Annotated in this window: 12 protein-coding genes; 8 read left to right on the forward strand and 4 right to left on the reverse strand. The window is 42.9% G+C overall.

Going from position 1 to position 12,828, the window contains the following annotated elements:
* Nucleotide 1 precedes the first annotated feature (1 nt).
* Genes G458_RS21600 through G458_RS20150 form a run of 3 tightly spaced genes read right to left on the reverse strand, consistent with a single transcriptional unit; the run spans nt 2 to nt 659 of the window.
* A complete protein-coding gene (locus G458_RS21600) occupies nt 2-169 on the reverse strand; it encodes a PLDc N-terminal domain-containing protein (RefSeq protein ID WP_084438812.1) in 168 nt (55 codons plus the stop codon).
* A 4-nt stretch (nt 170-173) separates the two neighbouring features.
* Nucleotides 174-395 (reverse strand): PLDc N-terminal domain-containing protein, encoded by a 222-nt coding sequence (locus tag G458_RS0104085; protein WP_035467758.1) that lies wholly within the window; start codon nt 393-395, stop codon nt 174-176.
* Nucleotides 396-407: 12 nt separating this feature from the next.
* Nucleotides 408-659 carry a PLD nuclease N-terminal domain-containing protein gene (locus G458_RS20150; RefSeq protein WP_035467707.1) on the reverse strand — a complete coding sequence of 84 codons (252 nt, stop codon included), beginning with the start codon at nt 657-659 and terminating at the stop codon, nt 408-410.
* 93 nt (nt 660-752) lie between these two features.
* Here G458_RS20150 and G458_RS0104095 point away from each other — a divergent pair, with 93 nt between their 5' ends.
* From G458_RS0104095 to G458_RS0104130, 8 genes are all read left to right on the forward strand, one after another.
* Nucleotides 753-3,305 (forward strand): M14 metallopeptidase family protein, encoded by a 2,553-nt coding sequence (locus G458_RS0104095; RefSeq protein WP_026950782.1) that lies wholly within the window; start codon nt 753-755, stop codon nt 3,303-3,305.
* A gap of 94 nt (nt 3,306-3,399) precedes the next feature.
* On the forward strand, nt 3,400-4,512 hold the full coding sequence (locus tag G458_RS0104100) for an amidohydrolase family protein (RefSeq protein ID WP_026950783.1): 1,113 nt from the start codon (nt 3,400-3,402) through the stop codon (nt 4,510-4,512).
* A gap of 50 nt (nt 4,513-4,562) precedes the next feature.
* Entirely contained in the window at nt 4,563-5,939 is a 1,377-nt protein-coding gene (locus tag G458_RS0104105) for a TlpA family protein disulfide reductase (RefSeq protein ID WP_026950784.1), read from the forward strand.
* A 221-nt stretch (nt 5,940-6,160) separates the two neighbouring features.
* Nucleotides 6,161-7,228: a Fic family protein gene (locus G458_RS0104110; RefSeq protein WP_026950785.1), complete on the forward strand. Its 1,068-nt coding sequence runs from the start codon at nt 6,161-6,163 to the stop codon at nt 7,226-7,228.
* A 191-nt stretch (nt 7,229-7,419) separates the two neighbouring features.
* Nucleotides 7,420-8,241, forward strand: a complete 822-nt coding sequence (locus G458_RS21325; protein ID WP_026950786.1) for a LytR/AlgR family response regulator transcription factor — start codon at nt 7,420-7,422, stop codon at nt 8,239-8,241.
* 75 nt (nt 8,242-8,316) lie between these two features.
* Nucleotides 8,317-8,946 (forward strand): dioxygenase family protein, encoded by a 630-nt coding sequence (locus G458_RS0104120; protein ID WP_026950787.1) that lies wholly within the window; start codon nt 8,317-8,319, stop codon nt 8,944-8,946.
* Entirely contained in the window at nt 8,939-9,568 is a 630-nt protein-coding gene (locus G458_RS21330) for a YceI family protein (protein ID WP_051287012.1), read from the forward strand. The genes G458_RS0104120 and G458_RS21330 overlap by 8 nt, the downstream gene beginning before the upstream one ends.
* Before the next feature lie 67 nt (nt 9,569-9,635).
* On the forward strand, nt 9,636-10,136 hold the full coding sequence (locus G458_RS0104130; protein WP_026950788.1) for a hypothetical protein: 501 nt from the start codon (nt 9,636-9,638) through the stop codon (nt 10,134-10,136).
* A 193-nt stretch (nt 10,137-10,329) separates the two neighbouring features.
* On the opposite strand, the gene G458_RS0104135 is transcribed toward G458_RS0104130, so the two are convergent.
* Nucleotides 10,330-12,717 (reverse strand): TonB-dependent receptor, encoded by a 2,388-nt coding sequence (locus G458_RS0104135; protein ID WP_026950789.1) that lies wholly within the window; start codon nt 12,715-12,717, stop codon nt 10,330-10,332.
* Nucleotides 12,718-12,828 lie beyond the last annotated feature (111 nt).

Here is a 12,828-nt window from a genome sequence, read left to right on the forward strand (position 1 = left end):
ATCAAATCCGTTTATTCCTCCCCACCAAAAACCACAAAATTGTTCCCAGAATAGGCAGCAAAATCACCACCAAAATCCAGATTAAGCGGTCATTCGAGTTGGAAAAGCGGCTAGTCACCACATCATAAATCGTATAGGCATATATCAGTATTCCAAGTATTTTTAGCATAGTCTTACGTGGTTTTGGAGTTTTTTCCTAAAATCAAATAGGCAATCGGCCCTAGACCATGGGCAAACAGCAGAATGATCACCCAGATGAGCTTCATGTTGGGATCTTTGAAATTCCCGTTGATTACATCCACGAGGCAATAGACCCATAGGATGAAATAGGCAAGCGATAAAAGTAAAAGGATGATCCCGAAACCACCCATATTCATGATAAATGCTAAACTCATGGTCATTGAAAATTATTGATTTTTATTTTTCTCGAAATCGGGTCTAAAAACACGCTTCTCTTTGGCTCTTTTGCTCATGCTTAGGTAGAGAAAAGTACCTACGATCGGGGCAAAAAGAATCAGCATCAACCAAATCAATTTTTGATTGGGGGTCCGAAATTCATTTCTCACGCAATCAAAAAGAGCGTATGCCCAGAATGCGAAATAAACAAGGCCCGATAATTGCCAAAAAATCAATCCTGATCCAGGACTTACCAAATCCATATCGTTTGTTCTATTATTTTTACCACCTGTCTAAAATAGCTTTTTCAGACAAAAAGAAGTAAGAATTTAGTCAAAAGTTTTAAACCCCAACTCATGAAAAAGTTCACCTTTTCGGTGCTTTTAGCCCTAATCGCATCGCTTACATTCGCACAGGATCTGAGTTATTACTTACCCAAAGGCTATACCTACAATCCGGCTATCCCTACTCCCAAGCAAGTTCTTGGATACGAGGTCGGCGAGTGGCACGTCACCCATGATCAATTGGTGATGTATATGAAAGCAGTGGCGGAAGCTTCCGACCGGGTAATCTTCGAAGAAACCGGAAGGTCCTACGAAAAGCGTCCTCAGACACTTTTGACGATTACTTCTCCCAGCAACTTGGGAAAACTTGATCAAATCAAGGCAGACCGGGCCAAACTCCGGGAGCCTGGCGCAAGCGTGAATATTCAAAACATGCCTGTGGTGATGTTTATGGGATATTCAGTGCACGGAAACGAGCCGTCCGGAGCCAATGCATCCTTACTCGCTGCCTATCACTTTGCAGCAGCCAATGAAATCGCCGGAGAGTTGGAAAATATCATTCTTCTTTTGGATCCGGCAATCAACCCAGACGGCTTAAACCGATTTGCTTCTTGGGTTAATTCTCACAAGGCCTATGTCATGAATGGAGATCCTGCCCAGCGGGAATTAAACGAGGCTTGGCCGAGGGGCCGAACCAACCATTATTGGTTTGACCTAAACCGTGACTGGTTGCCTGTTCAGCATCCTGAGTCAAGAAACAGAGTCCGCGTATTTCAAAGCTGGCTTCCAAATATCCACCTGGACTTTCATGAGATGGGTACCAACAGCACCTTCTTTTTCCAGCCGGGCGTGGAAGCACGAGTTCATCCTTTGACTCCAAAGAAAAACTTTGAGTTAACTTCCAAAATCGGCACTTACCACGCCAAGGCACTGGATGAAATCGGATCTCTGTATTTCACCAAAGAAAATTACGATGACTTCTACTATGGAAAAGGCTCCACCTATCCGGATGTTCAGGGATCAATCGGAATTTTGTTTGAGCAGGCCAGCTCGAGAGGGCATTTGCAGGAAAGTGCCAATGGCATGCTGAGTTTTCCTTTTACTATCCGAAACCAGTTTACGGCCAATCTTTCTTCTTTTCAGGCAGCCAAAGAAATGCGGGTTGAGCTGAACCAGTGGATGAAGGATTTCTACAATGAAATCAAAAACGAAACTACTGCTGACATCAATAAAGCTTACATTTTCGGTGCAAAAGAAGATGATGCCCGCAGCTACCATTTGGCAGACTTGATCCTTCAGCACAACATCAAGGTATTTGCCCTGAATGAAAACATCACTGTCAACGGAAAAGAGTTTAAGAAAGAGACCTCCTACATCGTCCCTGCGGATCAGCCTCAATACCGACTGATCAAGGCGATGTTTGAGACCCGCACTTCCTTTGAGGACAGCCTTTTCTATGACATTTCCGCCTGGACTTATCCGATGGCGTTCAACTTGGATTACATGGCTTTGAATAGCCGAATTCTGAATCTTGCAAGCGTTCGTCAGGTTGAGAAAAATTCCCTCCAGTTGGCACCGGGCAAAGTCATCGGAGAAGCTGGAGCCTATCAATATGCCATGGAATGGACAGATTATTATGCTCCAAAAGCGGCCTATCAACTCCTTAAAGCAGGTTTTTTGGTCAGAGTCACCAATGCAGAATTCACGACACCGGAAGGCAAGACTTTCCGTCGCGGCACTATCTTGATTGACAAAGGGGAGTCTGGAATGAATCCTGCTGCATTTTATGCCAAGCTGCAGGAAATTGCCCAATTTGCCCACGTGGACATCCATGCGATCAGCACGGGATATACCTCTGGGATCAATATGGGATCCACCTATATTTCAAAATTGGATACGCCGAATATCGCCTTGATAGTCGATGGTGGTGTGGATAGCTATGAGGCTGGAGAAATCTGGCACCTTTTGGATCAGCGCATGAATATGCCTGTCACACTTCTTCCTTTGGAATCCGTGGCCGGAGCCAATCTTTCCCGCTACAATGTAATTCTGATGGCAGACGGAAATTATGGAAGACTGGGACAATCCGGTGCCAATGCCCTGAAAAACTGGGTAAGTCAAGGAAATACCCTAGTGGCCAAAGGCGGTGCGCTTCGCTGGCTCGCCCAAAACGAAATCGGTAAATTCACTTTCCGAGAAGTCCAGAACGCTGAGAAAGGTCTCCAAAAAAGCTATGCAGATTATGAAAATGCTTCAGGGTCCAAGCAGACCTTTGGCGCAATCTTCAAAGGAAAACTGGATGTCACCCATCCTGTTGGCTATGGATATACGGATTCGGATATCCATACTTTCCGAAATGACAACTTCTTCTTGGAGCCTTCCGAAAATCCTTATGCCAACCCATTGGTATATACAGCCAACCCATTGGCATCTGGGTACCTTCATCCTTCCAATCTTCCGGGAGTAAAAGAAAGCGCAGTTATCCGTGTTTCATCTCAGGGAAGAGGACGAATCATCGGATTTGCAGATAACCCAAATTTTAGAGCCTTCTGGTTTGGCACCAACAAGCTGTTTATGAATTCGATTTTCTTCGGACAGATTATCTCCGGAGGAACTGCCCGATAAAGGATTGAAATCCTGACTTATCCGTCAGGATTTCTTTTTTGTCCACTCAAGGAATTTTCCAACCCAATGCTCTTCCTTTTCAGTTAAATCATCCATGAAAAAATCTATACTCTTCAGCCTAGGCATCCTATTGTCAATAAATATCCTGAATGCTCAGGAAATGGACTTCGAAAGTTATAATCCACCATCCACACTTAAGGTCCCTGAGCATCCCTTGACCCGGGCTAAATTCCCATTTATAGACATCCACAGTCACCAAGGCGGAATCAATCAAGAACGAATTGGTCAGCTCATCCAAGAAATGGATGCCTTGAACATGGGCATCATGATTAATCTCAGTGGTCGGGGCTTTGGAAGAGGGGACAGCAATTCCCAGCAAGAATACATCAAGAGTATGATTCAGGAGTTTAACACCCATGCTCCCGGCAGGTTTATGGTGTTTACCAATTTGAATTTTGCAGGCTTTGGAGATGAGAATTGGAGTAGAGTCGCCGTGAAAGAGCTGGAGGAAGACGTTGCCGCTGGAGCCGTGGGATTGAAAATCTATAAAAGCTTAGGACTGAATGTCAAGGATAATCAAGGAAAACGGGTTCCAATAGATCATCCGGATTTAGATCCAGTTTGGGCAAAAGCGGGAGAGCTCGGGATTCCTGTCTTAATTCATGCGGCTGATCCTGCCCAATTTTGGCAACCCATGGATGCAAACAATGAACGATGGCTGGAATTAAAGACACATCCTAACCGCAAGCGTTCGGATACTGACCCGGCTCCTTTTGAGCAAATCATCGCCGAGCAGCATCAGGTGTTTGCCAAACACCCCAAAACCACGTTTATCAATGCCCACATGGGCTGGATGGCCAATGATCTGGAGGCAGCCGGTGCCCATTTGGACAAATACCCAAATGTGAATTACGAAATAGGGGCAATCATCGCAGAACTCGGTCGTCAGCCTAAACGGGCCAAGGAATTCTTTATCCAATACCAAGACAGAATCCTTTTTGGCAAGGATGCCTACAATCCTGAGGAATTCAATACCTATTTCCGGGTCTTGGAGACAGAGGATGAATATTTCCCCTATTACAAAAAATACCATGCCTTTTGGGCGATGTATGGCATGGGCCTTCCTGACGAGGTATTGAAAAAAGTGTATTACAAAAATGCGCTTAGGATCGTGCCAGGATTGGACAAGACTCTTTTTCCGGAATAAGTAGTTGTTTCACGGGTATTTAATATATTGAGGATCTTAAACAATTCATTATGAATAAGATCCTCTATTTCTTTTTTGGAATATTCTTGATTTTTCAATCCTGTTCAGACCCAAAGGTTTTTGAAATAACTGTTCCCGAAGGTCAAAATCCCTATGACAGCTTATTTATCCAAGAGTTAATCACGGGGGAAACGATTGCCAAACTTCCGCTTAATTCTCCTCAGCGAAAATTCTTCTTTCCCATCCGGCATTCTCTTTTGACAAGCTTTCAGGTAAAGGGAAGAGAAACCTCATTTTTGAGTATTCTGGAGCCGGGAAGCAGAAAGGAGTTGATCTTTGATGGGAAAGAGTTCCAAACCAAAAATGCAATAGCTGATTCGCTTAGCAATTATATCTGGCATTCCACCGATGAAATGTTTTCAAGGTATGCCGGTATCCTTTTTCGTCAAGATGATTTGGGAATCGTCAAAGAAAAATTTGACAGTTTGGTCGCGAAGAGGCAAGCAGATATCCAGAAAGTAACAGATCAATTGACTGATCGAGAGCGTAAGATTTTGAATTACCAAAACCAGGCTCGTGCAAATAATTTTTTGATGTTTTATGGGCGGATTGTCCGAGAATTACCTCACACAAATTCGTATTTTGACTTTGTTGAAAAAATTCCTGCCTTTGGAACAGAAGCCAAATCCCTTCCCGATGTGCTTTTGTATCAATATGAAATTGAGTACCTCAGAAAAAATGACTCGATTCGCTCCATTCCCTCATTTTTAGAATTCATTGAATCCAGAACTGCCAATCAGGACCTAAGGGATTTTTTGAAAGCTTATTACATCCAATCTGTAATTGAATTTCCAACTTATTGGAGACCCCATGAGCATCTTTTTACCACAGATCAAATCCAAGAAGCCCTAGTAAGCGAAAAAAATAATCCCTACGCTTATCTGATCAACAGGGCTTCTGACTCGTTTTTCTCTTCCATGGCTGGGGTTGCGGCTTATGACTTTTCCGCAAAGCGACTGGATGATTCCTCTATTAAACTTTCAGATTTACGGGGAAAGCTGGTACTGATTGATACTTGGGCTACTTGGTGCGGCCCTTGTATCCAGCACCGACCAAGAATTTTGGAAATTGCATCCAAATATGGAAATGATCCAAGATTGGCTGTGGTGATGGTTTCTGTCGATTCTGAATTGGATAGATGGAAAAATTATGTTTCTAAAACCAATCCCAGCAACTTTGGCTATGAAGTCAATATTCCAGATGGAATGAATAACACTTTTGGAGACAAATTTTTAGTAAAAGCTATTCCGAAGTATTTCTTGATAGATTCTGAGGGAATAATTCTCAGTTCAGATTTACCGGAGCCTTCTTTGGGAATGGAACAACTCATTGAAAAAGAATTGGGTAAAATGAAAAAATCACCTTGAGGCCCGTTATCAGAAAGAAATTGATTTAGTTTCTTTAGCCAAGTTGATCATTAATGATCTCTGGTGAAAAATCAGGGACTGGATATTTCGACCCCTCAATCTGGGGCTTTTCCTTAAATGATCAGTTGCTTTACATTCAACTTGTCTTTTGTAAAGAAAAGCTTGTTTTCTTTACACAACAACTTACCTTTGTAAAGAAATTCGCCTTTTATTTACAAAGTATGAGCTGGAAACTGATTCCTTTACCCTATGCCGAGGACTTGGAAACCAAATCCATCCTCAAGCAACTTCCGCCTGCCCATGCGGCTTTGGCTGAATTGAAAGGAATCGTTCAATCCCTACCTAATCAGACCATCCTGCTCAATACTTTGGGAATTCAGGAAGCGAAGGACAGCTCATCGGTTGAAAACATCATCACCACCCATGACGACTTGTACAAAGCTAATCTTGACTTTGAGGTCAGTATTTCCCCTGAAGTCAAAGAGGTACAAAACTATGTGGCGGCAATGAAGCAGGGATTCGAACTGGTGGAAAAACAGGGATTGCTGACCAACCAAACGATCCTTAAAATTCAGGAGACTTTGGAAGGAAATAATGCTGGTTTCCGGAAACTGCCCGGAACTGCCCTGAAAAATGCCCAGACCGGAGATACAGTTTATTCCCCTCCACAGGATCCCAATGAAATCCTCAGCCTTATGGCCAATCTGGAACAGTTTATCAATGATCCGGAAATGAGCGATTATGATCCATTGGTGAAGATGGCAATCATTCATTTTCAGTTTGAGAGCATCCATCCTTTTTATGACGGTAACGGAAGAACTGGCCGTATTTTGAATATCCTCTACTTAGTTCTCTCTGGGTTACAAAAGCTTCCTGTCCTTTATCTCAGTAGTCATATGATCCGAAACAAGCCGGATTACTATCGATTGCTCCAGGGAGTAAGAGAAAACGGAGACTGGGAAAGCTGGATCAGCTACATGATACGTGGTGTGGAAAATACCGCAAAAGAAACCCTTGTGCTTATCGAAGAACTGAAAGCCCTCATGGCAGACATGAAAACTCAACTGAGGGATAACTACAAATTCTACTCACAAGAATTGCTCAATAATCTTTTTGCCCATCCCTACACCAAGATTGAATTTTTGGTCCGGGACTTGGGAGTCTCCCGCATTACCGCTGCAAACTATCTGAACCAATTGGCGGCCGATGGTGTACTTCGAAAGGAAAGGCTGGGAACAGGGAATTATTATGTGAATGAGCGGCTGTTTGCGCTTCTGAGTAGTAGGTAGATCGATTCTCAAAGATCCACATCTAATAAAGTTGGCAAGGAGCTGACAAAATTTATTCTCTACACCATTAGAATACCAGTCCCCAACCATTTCGGCTGTGGTCAAATCATAAGAAGTCTTGCTTTCTGAGGCAGAAGAAGCTTAAATTAAATGATCTTAAAACCCCTTTTAAGATCATTTAATACCCGTAGATGAATTCCCCTAGCCGTCCCAGAAATCCTAAAATCAAGAAAACCATCAAATTTCTGGTTCTATTGGCAATTGTGTTGGCTGTTGCGGTTCTACAGGATTTTCTCAGCTCCAGGTATCATGAATACCCATTTTATGCCTCAGAATCCTTTCTTTTTAATCTGTTTTGGGTGTTTATCCTCCCGGTTGCGGCGGGGTTCAGGTGGATTGTTCTAAGCCTTCCCTTTTTCCAAAGGCTAAAATCTACCTTGCTTCGAAATATACTATTTGTGGCAATGGCTACTATCACACATTTAATTCTCTTTTCGGCCCTAGTTCACCTTATTTCTTGGCTTTTTTATGAGCACACTTTTTCCTTTTGGAGAAATTTGAAATACACCGTCTCCCAGGATTTATATAAATATCTCTTGATTTATGGAGCTTCCACTTTATTGATTTTCCGAAAAAATAAATCACTAAGCCCCACAAACCCAGCTCTTGGTTTTAAGAAAAACTTAAGCTTCAGTAGCGGAAGAACGACTTTAGTGATCCCAACTGAAGACATCCTATACCTTGCTGCAGCTTCTCCCTATGTGGAAATCCATACACCCGGTAAAAAACATCTGCAAAGCGGCACACTCAAAGCCTTACTGCCCACACTTGATCCGAGCAAGTTTGTTCAGATTCACAAGTCCACGATAGTACACCTCAAATATGTGCAATCCATGCACTCCCGTCTCAATGGAGACTATGACATAGTATTATCCAACGGAACGGAATTACGCTTGAGTCGAAACTTTACCGAAAGTTTCCGCAAGAAATTTGAAGAGCACTCCACGTCTTAAGCTAATTAATACTCAGGAGACACTATTGGGCTTGGTGTAAAGCGTATATTTTCAAAGCTTTAGGAAAAAAACAAAATGAACCCGCTACGCTTCTCCTTTCTTGTTGTGTCCATTGCTTTTACAACCATCGCCTGCCAAACACAGCAAACTCCAGATAAAATCGTTGGTGGACCCTGTGAGGGATGTGAAGCCTTGCAAGAATATGGAAGTCAGAAATTAAGCAACACCGATACCCTCCCTAACTTCATTCAGACCGAACCCAAGTTGAAAATCACGGGAAAGGTTCTTCTTAAAGATGGTAAAACTCCTGCTGAAGGGGTTATCCTATACATTTATCATACTGACCGAACAGGGGTTTATCCGGTTCTGGGTGATGAAAAAGGATGGGCCAAGCGGCATGGCTATCTCCGTGGCTGGGTGAAAACCGATGCTGATGGAAAATATACTTTTTACACCTTTCGCCCAGGAGCCTATCCTGACCGAGGTGAGCCGGAGCACATTCATCTGACCCTAAAGGAACCGGGTAAAATTGCCTACTATCTGGATGAATTTGTTTTTGAGGATGACCCCAGACTGACTCAGGCTGAACGAAATCGACTTCCCAATCGGGGAGGATCCGGAATTACAAATCCGGTTTTGGAAAATGGCATCTGGGTGATACGCCGTGACCTAGTATTGGGAAAAAACATTCCGAATTATGAATAGGCTGATCTTACTGAGCTGGATTCTGCTTTTCTCCTGCACGGAAAAGAACAGCATAAATTTCATTAGCGATGCAATTCAATTCCATTCACCTGATACCCGAGGTATTAATCGCTACGATACAATTCCCATAGACCTTCGGCGATCAGAAATTCGCTGGAAAGGCACAAAGTTGATGGGATTAGGGAAACATGAAGGAGAAATAAAAATTCAAAAAGGAGTTCTTGTCCAAAGAAATGGGCAGTGGTCTGGGGGAAATTTCACGGTTTCAATGAACACCCTTACAGTCACGGATATTCCCGCCTCGGACCCGATTCCCCTTCGAAATCTCACCAACCATTTAAAAGGAGAGGATTTTTTCGATGTTGAACGATTCCCTGTTTCTCATTTTTCGATCACCAAATTTGAACCAATAGAAGGAAGCTTTTATCGGGTTACCGGCATATTAGAAATAAAAGGAATTCAGAATACAGTCAGTTTCGCAGCTGAATCCCGAGGAAAAACAATATCGGCCAATTTCAAAATCAATCGGTTTGATTGGAATATCGCCTATGAAGGTTCATGGGCAGACCGAACCCTGGTGGATCGGGACATCGAATTCTGGGTAAAATTAGTGCTGCCATAGTACGTGCCTCGCATAAAAAAGAAGAATTATTCGATTTTTTCCTTTGAAACGGTTTATTTGGTCAGCTATGCTGAAAGTCCGATCACAAAGATTTTTCTCCAATGGTCCCAACCTACTGGGTTTCATTTGCGCGATAGCGGGAATTGTAGCCTTCTCTTCCTTACTTTTTATCGAAAACGAACCGTCTATCCAGAAGACAATTTGGTTTGGGATCGGTGCCGTATTAATCGGGGGAGTTCTGATGAGCCTTTCCAGTGGAAAAATGGTTGACTTGAAGAATTCCAGATTTCGGGAATACTTTTCGGTTTTGGGAATCTATTTCGGTAAATGGGAAAGACTCCCGCCTATCAAGAAAGTAGAGCTAATCCAGCACGAGTATATTTCCAAAAACCTTCCAAACGGGATTACCCCTACTTTCCACACCCAAAACTTAGTCTTCAAAATCGCCTTGATTTCCACCGATAAGGTGGAATTAGTTTTGGAAATTCGAGAGGAAAAGGAAGCCTTGGAGACCATGGATAAAATCAACGATTTGATTCAAGATTCGAATTTGAGATTAATTGATTAAGCTCTGACTTTAGGACTCAGTCTAGGCAATTATTAGACTGAGAAGGCCTTATAAAAGAAGTGAAATCTATTTTCCTCTTTCTACTCTAACAATCTCCGAAGTTTTCAGCGTCAATCCACGGGATACGATTTCTTAGGAATAAAAAAGTCCTGTCTCCAAAGAAACAGGACTTTAAGTCATAAATACAAAGATCTTAGAACTTCATTCTTAAGCCCAGTAGGAAGTTGGTTCCTGCCTGTGGGTAATAGAAGTTCTCCGTGATCAATTCCCTTCCGGAGTTTTCAGGCACAAAATAGCTGAACGTGTATCCATTCGGCTCATACAGCTCATTGAAAATATTGTTGATCAGCAGATTCACTTCAAGACCTTTGAAGAATTTCGGATTTGCGGAATAGCTTAGCCTCAGATCATTGGTAAAGAAAGCGTCCAAAGATCTATCTACATTAGAAGTGTTATCCAGAAACTGCCGTCCGACATACTTACTCAACCAATTGATAGAAAAATTCTGAGTGGGTTTGTATTCCAATATGGCAGAACCTACCACATTGGGTGAAAAAGCAATATCCGTATTGGAATATGAAATCGCCTCCTGTCGGAAATCATCCGTGCTGTAATCATCGATATATTCTGTGAATTCCTGGATCTTATTTTGACTAAATGCCAGATTGGCGCCCAAAGTCCAAGTCTTGGACAATCGATATGCACCATCCAGTTCAATTCCAGCCCGATAGGAGTTTGGAACGTTTTCACGGATATAGGCACCCACATCGTTGATCTGTCCTGTCAGAATCAATTGATCCTTGTAATCCATGTAATAGAAATTGGCATTGAAAGAATACTGGGTAGTATTCATCCGCACTCCAGCCTCAATATTATTCAGTCGCTCAGGCTTGGGAACCTCTGCAATCGGATTATCGGTGAAATCAGAGCGGGTAGGCTCCCGGTTTGCAACTGCAAAGCTTGCATACCAAGTTTTGGCACCTTGCTCATAAGAAAGCCCAAACTTCGGGTTGAAAAAGGTATAGTTTTCTTCTCCGTCCACGATTCTTCTATCGTCATTTACTCCGAAAAAGGTGTAATTGATTCCTCTGACCTGCAAGTCACCAAAGAGATTCAATCCAGGCTTAAACTCATAAGTTGCTTTGGTGTAAATATTCCGATCATCTTTGACGGCATTGTTGTCGTAATATCGATCCCGGATGTTGGTAGCTCCGGCAATTCTGGCCCAGATGATTTCTCCAAAGTGATCCCCATCGTATCGGTTGGCACCACCACCTAAGATCCAGTCTAATTTACCCGAAGGAGAAACATAATTGACCGATCCTACAAAGCCATAGAAATCATTGTCCAACCATCGTCTTCGGATGATATCTGTTCGGGAGATTGTCTCCCCACCGATGATCACATTAGGAAGCCCATATCGGGAGAGCCTATCATTTTCTCTAAATTGCTCGTAGTATCCACGTCCATAGGTATAATGCAGGGCAGCATTTGCCTTCCAATTTGCAGATAGCTGACCAGAGTAAATCAACTGATAATGATCCTGCTGGTAATTATCAGTCTCATTTTCATAGGTGTAATAATTCCAAGTACGGTCGTTTTCCAGCTTGTCCTGTGGAAGTCCCCACCAGCTTTGGTAGGTTTGCTCTTTTCCAGAGAAAGTCACCAACTTGATGACACTCTTTTCCCCGTAATATCCAGCAGAGACAAACCAGCTTTTCAAATCTGAAAAAGCACGGTCCACATACCCATCAGACGTAATGGATGAAAGCCGAGCATCTACAGAAAATCGGTCATTCAAAAGCCCAGTTCCTACTTTCACAGTATTTCTCCAGGTATTGAATGAGCCAAAACCGTTATCCAACTGGGCATAAGGCTGCTCTTGGTGGGATTCGGTTTGGAAATTAAGGCTAGCGCCGAAAGTAGCTGCCCCATTAGTTGAAGTACCGACACCTCGCTGGATTTGGACGTTTTCCACAGAACTGGCAAAGTCTGGCATATTCACCCAAAACACCCCATGTGATTCCGCATCGTTCAATGGAATCCCGTTGATTGTAGCGTTGATCCGGGTTTGGTCTGTTCCTCGGATTCGGATTCCGGTATAACCCACACCGGCACCTGCATCAGAATGAGAAACCACATTAGGAGTAAAATTCAGGAGAATTGGAATGTCCTGTCCCAGATTTCTTTTTGCAATCTCATCCTTGGTGACCGTCTGAAAGGTGGTCGGGGTACTTGCCGAGGCCCGAGTGGCTGAAACAATAAACTCTTCCGCCAAAAACTCTTTGGGAGATAATCCCACGACTAATTCCCCACTAACGGGTAGGTTGATCGAAAGTGATTGAGTTTCATAGCCGAGGTAAGAAACCCGTATTTCAACATTTCCATTGGGTAATTTTCCCAAGGCAAACTCGCCATCCAGATCTGTGACGGCTCCTTTTCGAAGATTTTCAATCCAGACTGAAGCTCCAGAAAGAGGTTCTTTGGATTGAGCATTCAAAACTTTTCCTTTCAGGCTGTTTTGAGCCCAAAGAGTGGTTGTGACTAGGCATAGCACCAAGCCAATAATTAATTTTTTCATGGTTACTTTTTCCCTTTCGGGAGATTGAGTTAAACATTGAAAAACCCAGGGGAGGTATTTCTTTTTTGTTTACCCGCTTCGCAAAGCTGAAAGAATACATTATTCCCAATG

It is taken from the genome of Algoriphagus mannitolivorans DSM 15301, assembly GCF_000429425.1.
Taxonomy (GTDB): Bacteria; Bacteroidota; Bacteroidia; order Cytophagales; family Cyclobacteriaceae; genus Algoriphagus; species Algoriphagus mannitolivorans.